The sequence below is a fragment of the Chryseobacterium sp. C2(2020) genome, assembly GCF_014218915.1.
Lineage (GTDB): Bacteria > Bacteroidota > Bacteroidia > Flavobacteriales > Weeksellaceae > Chryseobacterium > Chryseobacterium mucoviscidosis.
Genome location: NZ_JACLCT010000001.1, coordinates 100,586 through 114,589 on the forward strand (window position 1 = coordinate 100,586; position 14,004 = coordinate 114,589).

15 protein-coding genes are annotated in these 14,004 nt (G+C 33.6%); 7 read left to right on the top strand and 8 right to left on the bottom strand.

Annotated features, from left to right (window positions below):
• Positions 1–120 precede the first annotated feature (120 nt).
• The 4 genes from H6W52_RS00465 to H6W52_RS00480 all read left to right on the top strand — a co-directional run bounded on the left by H6W52_RS00465 (position 121) and on the right by H6W52_RS00480 (position 2,840).
• A complete protein-coding gene (locus H6W52_RS00465) occupies positions 121–582 on the top strand; it encodes a lipocalin family protein (RefSeq protein ID WP_087710843.1) in 462 nt (153 codons plus the stop codon).
• 77 nt (positions 583–659) lie between these two features.
• The gene (locus H6W52_RS00470; protein ID WP_116098115.1) at positions 660–1,313 is read left to right on the top strand and encodes a GDSL-type esterase/lipase family protein; all 654 of its coding nucleotides are present in this window, start codon (positions 660–662) and stop codon (positions 1,311–1,313) included.
• 20 nt (positions 1,314–1,333) lie between these two features.
• Positions 1,334–2,299, top strand: a complete 966-nt coding sequence (locus tag H6W52_RS00475) for a tetratricopeptide repeat protein (protein WP_185144410.1) — start codon at positions 1,334–1,336, stop codon at positions 2,297–2,299.
• 106 nt (positions 2,300–2,405) lie between these two features.
• Positions 2,406–2,840 (top strand): lipocalin family protein, encoded by a 435-nt coding sequence (locus tag H6W52_RS00480; protein ID WP_116098119.1) that lies wholly within the window; start codon positions 2,406–2,408, stop codon positions 2,838–2,840.
• A gap of 33 nt (positions 2,841–2,873) precedes the next feature.
• On the opposite strand, the gene H6W52_RS00485 is transcribed toward H6W52_RS00480, so the two are convergent.
• The 3 genes from H6W52_RS00485 to H6W52_RS00495 all read right to left on the bottom strand — a co-directional run bounded on the left by H6W52_RS00485 (position 2,874) and on the right by H6W52_RS00495 (position 5,707).
• Positions 2,874–4,226 (bottom strand): DEAD/DEAH box helicase, encoded by a 1,353-nt coding sequence (locus H6W52_RS00485; protein WP_116098121.1) that lies wholly within the window; start codon positions 4,224–4,226, stop codon positions 2,874–2,876.
• A gap of 71 nt (positions 4,227–4,297) precedes the next feature.
• A complete protein-coding gene (locus tag H6W52_RS00490) occupies positions 4,298–4,912 on the bottom strand; it encodes an NADPH-dependent F420 reductase (RefSeq protein WP_116098123.1) in 615 nt (204 codons plus the stop codon).
• A gap of 30 nt (positions 4,913–4,942) precedes the next feature.
• Positions 4,943–5,707 (bottom strand): type 1 glutamine amidotransferase domain-containing protein, encoded by a 765-nt coding sequence (locus H6W52_RS00495; protein ID WP_116098125.1) that lies wholly within the window; start codon positions 5,705–5,707, stop codon positions 4,943–4,945.
• A gap of 112 nt (positions 5,708–5,819) precedes the next feature.
• Here H6W52_RS00495 and H6W52_RS00500 point away from each other — a divergent pair, with 112 nt between their 5' ends.
• Positions 5,820–6,167, top strand: a complete 348-nt coding sequence (locus H6W52_RS00500) for a winged helix-turn-helix transcriptional regulator (RefSeq protein WP_116098127.1) — start codon at positions 5,820–5,822, stop codon at positions 6,165–6,167.
• On the opposite strand, the gene H6W52_RS00505 is transcribed toward H6W52_RS00500, so the two are convergent.
• The 5 genes from H6W52_RS00505 to H6W52_RS00525 all read right to left on the bottom strand — a co-directional run bounded on the left by H6W52_RS00505 (position 6,168) and on the right by H6W52_RS00525 (position 11,030).
• Complete coding sequence (locus H6W52_RS00505) at positions 6,168–6,488, bottom strand: hypothetical protein (protein WP_116098129.1); 321 nt, start codon at positions 6,486–6,488, stop codon at positions 6,168–6,170.
• Positions 6,489–6,534: 46 nt separating this feature from the next.
• On the bottom strand, positions 6,535–7,839 hold the full coding sequence (locus H6W52_RS00510) for an agmatine deiminase family protein (RefSeq protein ID WP_228457500.1): 1,305 nt from the start codon (positions 7,837–7,839) through the stop codon (positions 6,535–6,537).
• Between the two features lie 57 nt (positions 7,840–7,896).
• Complete coding sequence (locus H6W52_RS00515) at positions 7,897–8,769, bottom strand: GyrI-like domain-containing protein (RefSeq protein ID WP_116098132.1); 873 nt, start codon at positions 8,767–8,769, stop codon at positions 7,897–7,899.
• A gap of 51 nt (positions 8,770–8,820) precedes the next feature.
• Entirely contained in the window at positions 8,821–10,185 is a 1,365-nt protein-coding gene (locus tag H6W52_RS00520) for a flavin monoamine oxidase family protein (RefSeq protein WP_116098133.1), read from the bottom strand.
• Positions 10,186–10,286: 101 nt separating this feature from the next.
• Positions 10,287–11,030, bottom strand: coding sequence for a helix-turn-helix transcriptional regulator (locus H6W52_RS00525; protein WP_116098134.1), 744 nt, complete (start codon positions 11,028–11,030; stop codon positions 10,287–10,289).
• A gap of 59 nt (positions 11,031–11,089) precedes the next feature.
• On the opposite strand from H6W52_RS00525, the gene H6W52_RS00530 reads away from it, so the two are divergent.
• Both H6W52_RS00530 and H6W52_RS00535 read left to right on the top strand, forming a co-directional pair.
• Positions 11,090–11,269 carry a hypothetical protein gene (locus tag H6W52_RS00530; RefSeq protein WP_116098135.1) on the top strand — a complete coding sequence of 60 codons (180 nt, stop codon included), beginning with the start codon at positions 11,090–11,092 and terminating at the stop codon, positions 11,267–11,269.
• A gap of 52 nt (positions 11,270–11,321) precedes the next feature.
• The gene (locus H6W52_RS00535; RefSeq protein WP_116098136.1) at positions 11,322–13,961 is read left to right on the top strand and encodes a hypothetical protein; all 2,640 of its coding nucleotides are present in this window, start codon (positions 11,322–11,324) and stop codon (positions 13,959–13,961) included.
• The last annotated feature ends 43 nt before the right edge of the window (positions 13,962–14,004 follow it).

Here is a 14,004-nt window from a genome sequence, read left to right on the forward strand (position 1 = left end):
TTCCTCTTACAACTTTTATTCCAATTTGCTTTTTCTGTAATCAATCGTTTAAAAAACCTTAATTTCATTAGAGATATTTCAAATTTATTTATATTTTAGCATATTCTTAAATTTGTAAAAATGAAAAAACAATTACTTTTATTTGCCTTTTCAGCGTTAGCGCTTACTTCATGTAACGATGATGATATCCAGGGTTATGAAATGGATATGATGAAAGGTGATTGGAAGATCAGTAAAAAAGAAACGATATCAGGAAAAGACGATAAATTTGTAATCGGTACTACAACACCAACAGGATGTTCCGTAAATGACAAACTGGAGTTCAGAACAGATTACTACACCTCGTTTACTACTTATGGAGGAACAGGAACAAACTGTAATGTAGTGGCAAAAGTAGAAGGAAAATATGAGTACAATTCTGAAACAAAGGATTTAACCGTTACCTACACAGGAAACAGTGCTGTGAAGTACAGAATCGTAGTTCTTACAAGCTCTGAAATGAGAATAAAGCAATTGTCCGGCAATATAGATCAAGACGGCGATACGATACCGGATGCGGAATATATTACCTACAAAAGATAAAAAAGAAAACTCTCGAAAAATTCGGGAGTTTTTTCTTGAAAAGAAAATTTTAATATTCAACTAAAATTATTAAAACAATGAAGAAGATTTTTTCGGCATTTCTAATGCTGACTTTTGCCCTGTTTTTTGCACAGGAAAAACCGATGTTCTGGCAGGACATCCAAAATTTTAAGAAACTGGATCTGGAAAATCCTCCGGCTAAAAACGCAATTCTTTTAGTAGGAAGCTCGTCTTTTACGAAATGGACGGATGTTGCGAATTATTTTCCGGATAAAACCATCATCAACAGAGGTTTTGGAGGATCAAGATTAACGGATCTTAATGATTATGCAGAGGATCTTTTAAATCCTTATCAGCCCAAACAGATCATCATTTACTGTGGTGAGAATGATTTTGCTGACAACGATAAATTGAAAGCTGATGTTGTAGTGGAAAGATTTAAAGCATTCTATAAAAAAATCCGCACAAAATTCCCGAAAATTGAAGTAGATTATATTTCCATTAAATATTCTCCGAGCCGCGAAAAGCTGTGGCCACAAATGAAGGAAGCCAATAAAAAGATTGCCGATTTCATGAAAAAGCAACCGAATGCAGCGTTTATTGATATCACAAAGGTAATGCAGGATGAAAACGGAAATGTAAGAAAAGATCTGTTTGTGGAAGATATGCTTCACATGACTCCGGAAGGCTACAGATTATGGACTTCTGTGATGAATCCTTATATGAAATAATTTTTTTAAACACTATAACCATGATAAAAAAACAAGTAACCGTTTTAATTTCGATGCTTTTCTGCATATCTGTTTCTGCACAGGAAAAATCTACAAAACAAAAGCTGATCGATGAACTCTCTGAAAACACTTGTAAATGCGTAGATTCAATAAGTCTTTTTGATAAAGAAAAAAAATCTATAATTAAAGATATTCATGAATGTATCGATAAAAATACACTTGCACTGCAACTTGGAATTTTACTATCTGAAGTGGAGGAATCTTCAAAAAAGAATAAAAATTCAGATACTAAAAAGAATATAACCCTTAATTTAGACACTAATAAGGATTCTGAGAAATATAGAGAAAACTATAACTCCATTGAAAGAAGCCTGATGAAAAACTGTTCAAGTCTGAAAAAGGCTATAAATATTGCAGAAAGTAGGTCTGAAAAACTATCAAAAAATGATAAAGCTTTGGAATTTTACAATATGGCAATTTCAGCGTCAAAAAAGGAGGATTGGAAAGAAACTATAAAGAATTATGAAAATGCTGTAAAAATTGATCCTGAATTTACTTATGCTTGGGATAATTTAGGTATTACGTACAGAAAAGTAGGCGATTATGACAAAGCTCTAGAAGCTTATAAAAAATCATTGGAAGTGGATCCTAAAGGAAAAATGGCTTTACAAAATATTCCTATAGCTTATATTTATAAAAAGGAATATCAGAAAGCTATTGACGCTTATAAAGATCTGGATAAGATGTATCCAGAAGATCCGGAAGTATATTATGGAATGGGTAACATCTATTTTAATGCTTTAAAAGAAAATGAAAAAGCTTTAGATTACATGGCAAAAGCTCTTAGAATTTATGACAATCAAAAATCTCCTTACAGAACAGATGCAGAAACTATGATAAGTTATATCTATAAAAAAATGCAGGAAGAGGGTAAACTTGAAAAATTCAAGGAGATTTTAAATAAAAATAAGATCGAATTTAAGTAAAAAAAGAAACATCATGAAACACATTATTATTGGTAAATTTTTTAATAATTTTTCGGTATAATAATTTTTTTCCTTTTCTTTGCAGCCTTAAAAATTAGTTTAAACCATGAAAAAAATCTTATTTCTTGCTATTTCAGCAGGTTTTCTTTTCACAGCCTGCAAAAGTGATGATGACGATGTTTATGCATCTGTTGTAGGAGTCTGGAAGCCTTCCAGAGAAATGGCAGTTTCCGGAAAAAACGGAAGTACTATTTACAATGATCCTTCTTCAAGCTGCTACAAAAAAAGTACATTTGATTTTAAATCGAACAATACAATGGTAAGCAACATTTTTGATGATGGAATGAGCGGAAATTGTGAAAATCTGGGAACAGATACTTCTTCTTATTCTTACGACCCGCTGAACAAACAGATCATTATAGACGGCGAATCCAGTGAAGTTCAGAAGCTTACGAATAATGAAATGCATATTGTTTCGGATTACAGTGATGAAGACGGAGACGGAATCGATGACAAAATAGTTCTGGTTTTAACCCGATAAAAAAGCAAACTCCCGAAAAATTCGGGAGTTTTTTTATTTCTTTCTTTTGGATTTAGATATTGATTTCTGCTGTGCTCTGTTCGCCCCAAACTTTTTAGGTGCTTTTCTTTTGGAAGGTCCGCCCCAGTTTTCTTTGGTATTTTTCGCTTTCTTTTCGTGAAAAGCTCCTCCTCCTTCATTTAATTTTACCTTCACAGGATTTTTCATGATCACAGTTTCCTCTTCAGAAGCAATCTTTTTAGGATTTATTTTCACTCCGTCTGGGAAATCAATGTATTTCAGTTCCTTGTCCATCAGTAATTCGATGTCAAGAGCTAAAGTTTCTTCTTTTTTGGTAACGAAAGTTATGGCTTTACCATCTTTGTCCGCTCTACCCGTTCTACCGATTCTGTGAATATACTGCTCCGGAATATCGGGCGTTTCAAAATTGATAACGTGGGTAATGTCTGAAATATCAAGACCTCTTGCCATAACATCCGTAGTAATCAACCCTTTGATCTCTTCATTTTCAAAGCTTTTCATTGCTTTTAGCCTGTAATTCTGAGATTTATTGGAATGGATCACATCAAACTGCTCAGGGAAAAGCTCATCAATTTTTGTGAATAAAAGATCTGCATTTCTTTTATTGTTTGTGAAAATCAATACTTTCGACATATCGGTATCGGTTTTCAGCAAATGCTCCAATAGATTGATCTTGGTATTAAAATTCTCTACTTTGTAAGCAGTCTGCTCAATTTTTTCAAGCGGCGTTCCGGATTTTGCCAGTGAAATTTCAACCGGACTCGCAAAGTACTCATCCAACATTTCGTCAACAGATTCCGTCATGGTTGCAGAAAAAAGAATATTCTGTCTTTTTTCCTTCATCATTTCGAAAATATGCGTCAACTGTGGTCTGAAACCAAGGTTCAGCATTTCGTCAAACTCATCAATAATCAGCTTCTGGACTTCTTTTAAAGAAATGGCATTATCGATTGCCAAATCCATTACTCTTCCGGGAGTTCCTACCAAAATATCACATCCGTTATCAAATAATAATTTCTGGGTATTGATATTTTTTCCTCCGTAAATCCCGATTACTCTTGCAGTAGTATTTTCCGTCAGCTTTTCTACAATTTCAGAAACCTGCACCACCAGTTCTCTGGTAGGAACAAGCACCAAAACGGTTGGATTTCCCGATTTATTGTATTTCCAAGTCTTAAGAACCGGTAAAAGATACGCCAGTGTTTTTCCTGTTCCCGTCTGCGCAATCCCCATTACATCACGTCCGGAAAGTATTGGCTTTAAGCTCTTTTCCTGAATCGGGGTAGGTTCAAATAAATTAAGATCCGCTAAAACATCAAGAATTTTAACCGGAAGGTCAAAATCTGCAAAAGTGAGTTTTTCCATTTTGCAAAGATAGACAATTAATTTTTGAGAAAAATAAGCCTAAACTTTCATGCTTAAATTATTTCCAGATATTACCTTCTAATAATCTTAAAAGCCAAATCTCTTCCATAACCCTGCATAATGGCGAGATTGATCCACGAAAGTGCAAATTTTTCCAAAAGTTCTACTTTATCAGATTTTCCAAAATCTATACAGGAACCGAAACCACAATCCAAAGCCAGTTTTTTGGCAATATCTTTTGCTTTTTCACTGTCTCCCGCCATAAACATATCAATTCCTTCGTTGTTATAAATTGGATCAAGCATATTTTCAAAACCTGTTGTATTGAAACATTTTACTATTTCCGCATTGGTCTTATCTGCTAAAGCATGATACACCGTTTTATAAGGTTCAGGAGAATTCATTACAGCGTTGGTAGCATCAATAATTACTTTTCCCGATACATCGCCTAACTGTTCAATTACTTCAAAAATAGCAGTCGGAGGTGTTGCAATAAGAATCACATCACATTGTTTTACTGCATTTTCGATCACGGCAAAGCGATCTTCCCCTATTTTTGTTGCAAGGGAAATATTTTTTTCACTCAAAGGAAATTGTGCACCTATCAAAACAGTATGCCCCGCTTTTATCCATTGTTGAGCCAAAGCTCCGCCAACATTTCCGGAGCCGATGATTGCTATATTCATTTTTTTTAGTTTAAAGTGAAATTTACCTCATTATTTATTTAATAGTTCTACAACCAGTTCTGCAACTGCTGCCCCTGAATTTTGCTGCTGTCCTGTAATTAAATTACCATCCTGAATAGCATATGAACTAAATGGAGCTGCTACTTTAAATGTTGTTTCCTGTAATTTTTTAGCTTCTTCTTCAATTCTGTACGGCTGAATTTTCATTCCGACTGCCTGATCTGCAAACTCTTCTTCAGCATCTGCAAAACCGGTCCAGGTTTTTCCTTTTACAAGCAATTCACCGTTTGATTTTTTAGCTTCCAGTAATAAAGTGGTTGAATGGCAAACCGCTGCGCTTGGCTTTCCGCTTTCGTAAAAACTCACAAATAATTGTTCCAGATCTTTATTTCCTCTGAAAGTATACATTGGTCCCTGTCCGCCAACCAGAAAAACCGCATCATAGTTTTTTGCATCAACTTCGGTTAGTTTTTTTGTATTTTCAAGCATTGCTTTAAAGTCAGATTGCTGCATATATCCTAAAGAAATTACATCGTGTGCAGAATAACCGCTTTCATCCAAAGGATTGGAATAACCGTCCATTTCCAGTTTTCCGCCTTCTGTTGAAACCAGTTCCACTTCGTAACCTGCTTCCTGAAAAACTCTTAAAGGATGTGTAAGTTCTGCAGCCCAGAAACCGATTGGCCAATTGGTTTGTTTACTCACACTCGGCGAGCTTGCCACCAACAGAATTTTACCTTTTACGGGAACACCGTGAAAATGAACATAGCTGTTTACTTCTTTTACTTTTTCCATTTTTTGTTTTTTTGATTTTAAAATTTCTAATTTTGATGAAACAAAGATAATTATGAGTAGAAATGAAAATCAATAATGGCTATCTTTGTAAGAAACTAACAAAAATGTAAGTATGCCTGATTTTGTATCGGATAAGCACCTTTTTCACAATCCTGTAGAATTTGTCATGAGCAAAATAGGCGGAACCTATAAAATGCCTATTCTCTGGCGTCTGAAGGATAAGGCATGGCGTTATTCGGAATTGGCTAACAGCATTCCCCACATTTCAGACAGGATGCTTTCTAAAAGTTTAAAAGAACTGCTGGAAGACGGCTTTATTTCCAAGGAAATATTTCCGGAAGTTCCTCCAAGAACTGAATACAACATTACAGAACGCGGTAAAAAAGCTGTCGAAATTATTTCAACTTTAAGAAATTACGGATTTGAGCTGATGAAAGATTTTGGGATTGGAGAGAAATAATTAATCCATCATGAAGTTTGCAAATAAATCAATTAAAACTCCGATAAAAGAAATACTTACCCCAAAAATAAAATAATTGAGTGTTTTTTGATAGTATTTTTCAGATTTTTCTTTAGGATAATTCATTTGTAAAATCCGCTTCAAAACAATAATTAAACAGATAATACCTATTAATATACAAGCTCCCACCAAATAATCTAAAAAAACAGGTAAAGTACTTTCATTTTTCACATAGGATGAAGCAAAATTCAGTATAAAACCAAGAATAATACCGGTAGCAGTTACTAAAGGCTGTCTGTAAGATTGTATTTTGTCTTCCATTCTGATATCAATTAAAAAAACCGGCCTAAGTCGGTTCAAAAATACTTTATTTTTTGATTATTTTCTGCGTTTCAGAAGTACCATCTTCAAAATTTATTTTGAGCAGATAATTTCCTTTGGCAAAATTCTGAATTTCTATCTTATTAAAATTTTCATTAATCGTTTTTAATTTTTGTCCTGCTGAAGAATACAGTTCTGAAAATTTTATTTTTTTATCTGCATTAATTCTGATTTCTCCAGTGGTAGGATTAGGTAAAATGGAAACTTTTTTGAAAGAAGTTTTTTCTTTGGTAGAAAGACTTGTACTTGCAGAAGGCTGTTGCTGCGTTACGCAATGTACCATTCCTCCATTTGCATAAAGATTTCTTACATCAATTCCTATAACTGTTCTCCCCGGATAAAGATTTCCTATAATTTGGTTAGCTATACTGTCATTTGGGTCATTATAATTGGGCACTAAAACCACACCATTCGCTACATAATAGTTTGCATAAGAACCTTTGTATCCTAAATTGGTTCCATAGGTAGTTACTACATTATTTTGCGTTAAAGGAATGTACACTTTGTTATATGTTTGCCCATTCGCATTAGTTGCTGCATAAAGTGTATTAATATCTGCCTGTGTAACTCCCCAGTTTAACAAATCTGCGTTATTCATGGTTACCATTGTAGTAGAATTTACAAATTTCATAAATCCATCAATATGCATATCTGTAACTTCTAGACCTGTAACTCCGTTAAGCCAAATTACTTTTGAAACGCCATAGTATTGTTTAAAACTATTAGTGGCAGTAGCTTCACTCATTCCCGAGTTTCTCACTGTATTAGCAGGGCTTTGGCTGATCACAGAGCTTCTACAAACCATTAAAACTCCACTTCCGTCTAATTCTACTGAACCTCCTTCATTTACCATTACGGAATTGAGATTCACAACTGGAATTCCTAAGTCTGTTCCTATTTTTGTGGGAATTTGGTTACAATTAGAGAAATTAAATTTTCCTCCCCATCCATTAAATCCCCAATCTTGTATCACAATTTGATTGCTAGAATTTTTCACAAAAATGGGTCCATTATCTCTTACCCAAATATCATCTGTAGGATAGATTTTAAAATCAATATTGGTTAAAGGAACACTTGCTGCGTTTAGTAAACCAATGATTCTAGTTTTCTCAGTATTATCATAAGCGATGATGTGTACTTTTTCATTAGTCTGAAGTGCATTTGTCATTGCAACCCAAGTTGCATCAAGTCTGTTTCTATATGTTGTACCGAACTGATACTGATGGGGCCATTGAAGCCAAGTTCCTTCATGCTGTCCCGATTCTTCAGGGAAAGTATAGGTTTGAGACATACAAAAATTAAGATTTACAAATAGAAGTAGTAAAAAAATGTGTTTCATATAGTATTTTTACAAATGTATTACATTTTTTACCTCAAGTATTGTCCAAAAATGACAGTCTAATTTTTTTAAGGGAAAATAAATGTGTGTTATATAGTTTTCTTCTTTTTCTTCTTCTTTATCAGAAATCAGGTAATGCTCTATCACAGGAGAATGGTCTAGTTCTAAATTTGGTGATGATAACCAAAATTTATAGAAATTCTTATAGGTCTCTTCTATATTATCATGAGTACCATAATGAATAAACCTCAAGTATTTTTTCCCAAAAATTTTCTTCGAGATAAATCCTACGGATTGTTCAGGAATCTTATCTATTGCAAATTCATATATACAGTTTTTATGCTCCGTAATTAACGGTTGATCTACTATAATTCCGTAGCTTTCGTAAGGTCTCAGCTTTTGATTACAAAAATCTATTTCTCTCCATAGCTTATTAATTTTGGCATTATCATAATTTTCGGTTTTAATGGTTTTACAATATAATAATTGTTGCTCCATATATATTTTTTCCACATTTAAATCCATAGTTGTATTGGCAATAAATGCTTCAAAAATCTTTTTTTTATCTATTCTAGCTTCAGAAGGTGAAATATGAAATTGTTTAAAAAATGCCTTAGAAAATGCTTGTAAATTGCTATATCCTACCTGTATTGCAATATCCGTAATACAATCTTTTGTGTAAACTATTCTTTTATATGCTCTTTCCAGTCTTAGTCTTCGCTGAAATGACTTTATATTCTCTCCAAATATGCTCTTAAAAATCCGTTGAATATTTCTATAAGAATAATTAGAGATTTTTTCAAGTTCAGATTGGGTAATTTCATTATCGAAGTTGTTTTCTATTAATAAAACAATCTTCTGAACTTGGTATAGTTGGTACATCAGCTTTTATTTTTATAAATTATTCTTCTATAAATTTTTATATAACTTCATTTAAAGCAATGCTATAATTTTGTCAGCTTCCCGAATTCCGCTCAAGTAAGCACCGTGAGCCGTTGAAAAATAATCTGCTTCCGTGTGCTCTCCGGCAAAGAAAAGTCTGTCGTTTACCTCTTCTGCCAAATCATCGAAATGGGACATTTCTGTACCAACTTCCGTATAGGAATAGGAACCGAAAGAATTTTCATTATTCTGCCATTTGGTACGAAGCAAATTTGAAGGATTCGGAATGCTGTTTCCGTAAACATCTTTCAGATGGCTCATAATTTCTGAGATAACCTGAGAATCTGACATTGTCTCTGTTTGTCTTGCATAATCTGCGTAGGCAAAAGTCATTAAAGCATTTGCATTGGGACTGAATTTTTTTACATTTACAAAATAATTAAACTTATCTCTAATTTCCGGTGTGTAAGAAATATACTGTACATCATCCCAGAAAGCGGTGTTCCATGTTAAAAGAAATTTATTTACACAGTTCATTCCCACTTTTTGGATAGCGTTTTGCTTTGCAGCGGGAAGTGAAGGAAGAAATTCAATTTTATTGGCTTTTAAAACACCCAGCGGAACACTTACAATCACATAATCTGCCTCCGAAATGATTCCGTTGTGCGTTATTTTTATTTTGGTATTGCTGTAATCTATTTTGGTGACCCTTTCGTTAAATTTAACATTAAGTCCGGAAGCTAAGAAATTGGCAATCGTATCATAACCATTAGTTGCTATTTTTTCTGCCCCTCCGAATTCTTCTCCTTCATCATACAGCAATGATGAAACTTTATCCAGATCGCCCCTGTCGAACGTGAAATAGGTAGACAGGAAAAATTTCCATAACCTGTCGTTGAATTTAGCCGGATATAAATTTTGGAAAACGGTCTGAAAGCTTTGCGCAGAGTTACCGTTATTTTTTAAAGCAGCAAGAATATTGTAATATTCGGTTTCTGTATTGTCAAATACAGTATCGCTACGCAGAATTCCCCCAATATCATAGGATTTTCTGCTGTCATCAAGCGTTTCAAAAGTCTGCATTCCTGCCTGTTGAGCCAGAGTTGTTATCGGATTTCCATTGATTCCGTGAATCCAGCTTGCTCCCTCATCAAAAGCAACACCCAGACTTCGGTTGGTTCTCAGTCTGCCTCCAACTTTTTCCTGAGCTTCTAAAACTGTAACCTCAAAGCCTTTCTCTTTCAATCTTTTGGCTGCAGCAAGACCGGAAATTCCCGCACCAATAACGATGACAGATTTTCCGTTAGAAGTTTCAGTTTCATCTTCCGAAGAACATGAGTTAGCCAGTAAAGAAGGCGCTAAAAATATCAGGGGAAAACCTGCTAAAGTATTCTTAATAAATTTTCTGCGTTGCATTTGTATTTTTTTGAAGAACAAATATAATTTATTTTTCAATTTGTCTATAAATTCAATAAAACTTTTAAAAACAAAATATTAAGTCCAACGGTTTATGAAAATCAGATTGGACGTCCGCAAAATGTTACTTTATGAATATATCGGATAGTAAATTTATCAATAGTAAATTCTTTATAGTTTGGAGAAATACATATCAGCAATGTACTATCATCAGGATGATGCATTAATCTTTTAATCATTCTCTGATCATAAGTAATAATTAAATAAATACAATCCGGATCGAGATTTTCCCATTTATCTATAAAATTGATTCCTATTATGTCTCCTGCTTTAATATAGGGCTCAAATGAAGCGCCAACAATAGGAAAAAATGCATCGCAGTGAACTCCGGGCAAATTGATATATCCAGTAGGTGTTTCCGTTAATTCCAGCAGTTCATTAAGTTTTCCTGCGCTTACTGGCAAGCTGTAAAAAGGAATTCCATTTTCAACAATCTTTATTTCATCATCAAATTTCAGCTTACTAAAAACTTTTTCATATTGCTTATCTCCGGAAATGTCTCCCATTTCAGGCTGGAGTTTTTTATCATCTCTAAAATCACCGATTTCAAACGTTTTTTCGATTTCTTTATTTTTAAGCATTTTTCCCTGATCTAAAAAAAGCCATGACAGATCAACTTCCGGCGCGTAAGCGATAAATTTCGCTATATTATCTTCGCTTATTCCATTTTCTTTATCCAAAACCCCTCTTGTAATACCACTTTCCTGATAAAATTTATATTTACTAATACCCTTATATTCAATGTATTGTAAAATTTTATTTTTTATAGGCGAAATTTGATGCATATTTATTTTTTTATACGAAATAAATCGTTTATATTTGCTTTTTTAAATCAACCAAAAATATGGAAATATTAATAACTAAGTTACAAGAAATTGCTGAAATTCTCGCCACTTGTCAAAAAACAGCAAAAGATTTCTATTCGAAATCAAATTATAAGATCGATTTATCTGATGAACAAAATTATTATCCTGAGATCCGAAAGGACGATTACATGTTCCCGAAATTTAAAATCACTTACTAATATTATCACAAATTAAAATCTATCAACCAAATACTAACAAAATATTAAAAAAATGGCAACACCTTTAAATACAATTCTATATTGGTTTCAGACAGGAAAAACACCTACGGAAGAGGAATTTGCAGCATCCTGGTCTTCTTTTTTTCACAAAAGTGAATCTATTCCGCTTTCATCAATTGAAGGACTTTCTGCACTTTTTCATCAAACAGCAAGTTTAGAAGCGTTCAATAGTCACCTTAATTCTTCTAATGCTCATGAAAACAGTTTAGCCAAATTAGACGCTTCCAATTTAAGCAGTGAGAACGTCCAAAATTGGAAAAATAAATTAAATGTTAATCAGTTACCTTCAAATATTGCCACGATAGACAATTCTGAAAGTGGATTAACAGGAAATGTCTATTCAAAACAATACATCAACGATCATTATTTGCAGTATACAACAAACTCTGGCAGAAGGGTTATTACAAACAACAAAGATCATGAAAACAAAACAATGTATGACGCTTTTATTGCAGGATGGAATGTCTTACCGAATTATATTGGAAAAGATGAGAGCGAAAAATTATATTCTTCAAGATACATTTTACAGGGAACCGATATTCTCTCTGATTTTAAAGGAAATACAGAGTACAGACCTGAACACCCTGCACATGATTCATTAATCGCCTACGGTTCAAAACTAGGGAAAGGTTTTGTTGATGGAACAAATTACAGTTTATTCGGTACTGGTTTGTATGAATTGAATGATATTCCGATTGGCGATTCAATAACAGCCTTTGGTAACAATATTGCCAATGCTAAAGGAATTTATGGCAACCAAAACAGAACTGCAATAGCCTCCAATGGTTTTAATTTAAGACAAATGATGACTAATAACGTCACTATCGGAAATCTAATCTGGGCAGGCGATATACATAGTTCTGTAATTACAGGATATAATGTAAGAAATTACCGTTATATATTTAATTCCCTGGTGATGGGAGGAAATATTTACGATGCAAGTGGAAAATATCCCGGCGAAACGCATGATTCCTATTTAGATAATGATGTCATGTTAGGTTTTGGATTTTATAAAGACCCGAAAAGACATCCTGCAAGTCACAACCTGTTAATCGGTTCTCACGAGCATTACGGAAACGGAAGCCCAGACTTCAATTACAGACCTTTAGTAGAAGGGAATTTTAAAGAAAAATATTTTGGAATTCAGGGAAAATCTATTAATCATATTCAAGACGAATTGAATAAAGTTCCTGCTGAGAATGTAAATCTTTCTTTAGTTTCTTCACCGCCAAATTCCAATGCATCATATGATGTAAAAACAAAAAAGTTAATCCTGAAAAATTCTCCCGCCGGAAATTACAGACTTTTTGAAGGTTTAACTCCAGGAGAATCTTACCTGTTTAGCATCAACTCAAATATTGGTAATACCGGAACATGGGGATACAAAACTGGTTTTATATTTGACAGCGGAAATGATGACTCATGGGTAGTAAACAACCATTTAACTGAAATAACGGATAATATCAATAATTTTTTCGATATCTCTTTAGAAGGAACAAGTATTACCGGAGAGATAATTGTTTCCTTACAACATATTAAAAATAATGAAAATCAATTGTCCATTTATGAAGTCAGAGATTTTAACAATGGAGTAACATTTGAGCTGAGAACAGCAAACAGCAATGACAATCATATCGCTTTCGGTAAAAATTCTGCGTCCAAATATGCAGTAGGTATTGATAATGCTGTTTTTGGGACCAATTCCTTATCAAAAGCAAACTCTATTGCAACAACATTTGTTTTTGGTAATAATAATCTTCAAAATATAAGAAAATCAAGAATCAACACCATACTCGGACACAACAACTTCAAAAATGCAAGTAATATTGTTGACAGAATAGTAGCCGTTGGTCAGGATATCGCTCAAAATTCTTTAAATTTAAGATCATCAGTTATACTAGGCTGTTATGCACTACAAAGTTTCAAAGGAAATTTCTATGATATTAATATATGGAACGAATTGATCGCTATTGGAACTGGGGCAGGGATAAACGTAGAAGAAGCACAGAAAAGTATTTTCATAGGTGAGGCAACCGGAAACTCCAAAAATGTTTTTCAAAGTGTTGTTGTAGGTAACAGAAGTGGTTTCAAAGATCGAAACACATCAACTAATGAAATTGTACTAGGTGCAGCAACAACAGGAAACGGTGACAATACTGCAACGATTGGTAATTCAAACATCAGCTCTGTATATCTTTCAAATATTGCTAAAATAGACCGTAGAACAGGTATTTCAGGAATTAATGTATTTCCGGCCAATAGTGATACAGATTTTGTTCAGAGAAAGCATTTACAAGAGGTTAAGCCATACAAAATTTATTCAGGATCTTTGGTATTTGATGAATCTACAGCACAGCCAAAATTCACCGTGTTTGAAAATACCGTTGGAGATATTGTGTGGAGTAAGAAAGATACAGGAGAATTTATCGGTACTTTAAACGGAGCCTTTCCTTCCGGAAAAATTTGGTCGGTAAGTGTAATAAACCAAAAAACAGTAGGAAAAGATCAGAGATTTTGCTTAAGCGGTAGAATAGATAATGATACTATTTACGTAGATATTGTAGATTCTTACGGATCAAACTACGATGTTTACGGAGAAGCCGGATCATTTGAATTCAGAGTCTATAACTAATTTCAAAATTTAAATTATTAAAATCATATTATCCTGCAAGTGC

Coding starts and splice junctions, on each gene's coding strand:
- H6W52_RS00505 (WP_116098129.1), bottom strand. CDS start 6,488: ATGGAAGACAAAATACAATCTTACAGACAGCCTTTAGTAACTGCTACC.
- H6W52_RS00500 (WP_116098127.1), top strand. CDS start 5,820: ATGCCTGATTTTGTATCGGATAAGCACCTTTTTCACAATCCTGTAGAA.
- H6W52_RS00510 (WP_228457500.1), bottom strand. CDS start 7,839: ATGTCTCAAACCTATACTTTCCCTGAAGAATCGGGACAGCATGAAGGA.
- H6W52_RS00495 (WP_116098125.1), bottom strand. CDS start 5,707: ATGGAAAAAGTAAAAGAAGTAAACAGCTATGTTCATTTTCACGGTGTT.
- H6W52_RS00515 (WP_116098132.1), bottom strand. CDS start 8,769: ATGTACCAACTATACCAAGTTCAGAAGATTGTTTTATTAATAGAAAAC.
- H6W52_RS00520 (WP_116098133.1), bottom strand. CDS start 10,185: ATGCAACGCAGAAAATTTATTAAGAATACTTTAGCAGGTTTTCCCCTG.
- H6W52_RS00490 (WP_116098123.1), bottom strand. CDS start 4,912: ATGAATATAGCAATCATCGGCTCCGGAAATGTTGGCGGAGCTTTGGCT.
- H6W52_RS00485 (WP_116098121.1), bottom strand. CDS start 4,226: ATGGAAAAACTCACTTTTGCAGATTTTGACCTTCCGGTTAAAATTCTT.
- H6W52_RS00525 (WP_116098134.1), bottom strand. CDS start 11,030: ATGCATCAAATTTCGCCTATAAAAAATAAAATTTTACAATACATTGAA.
- H6W52_RS00475 (WP_185144410.1), top strand. CDS start 1,334: ATGATAAAAAAACAAGTAACCGTTTTAATTTCGATGCTTTTCTGCATA.
- H6W52_RS00465 (WP_087710843.1), top strand. CDS start 121: ATGAAAAAACAATTACTTTTATTTGCCTTTTCAGCGTTAGCGCTTACT.
- H6W52_RS00480 (WP_116098119.1), top strand. CDS start 2,406: ATGAAAAAAATCTTATTTCTTGCTATTTCAGCAGGTTTTCTTTTCACA.
- H6W52_RS00470 (WP_116098115.1), top strand. CDS start 660: ATGAAGAAGATTTTTTCGGCATTTCTAATGCTGACTTTTGCCCTGTTT.
- H6W52_RS00530 (WP_116098135.1), top strand. CDS start 11,090: ATGGAAATATTAATAACTAAGTTACAAGAAATTGCTGAAATTCTCGCC.
- H6W52_RS00535 (WP_116098136.1), top strand. CDS start 11,322: ATGGCAACACCTTTAAATACAATTCTATATTGGTTTCAGACAGGAAAA.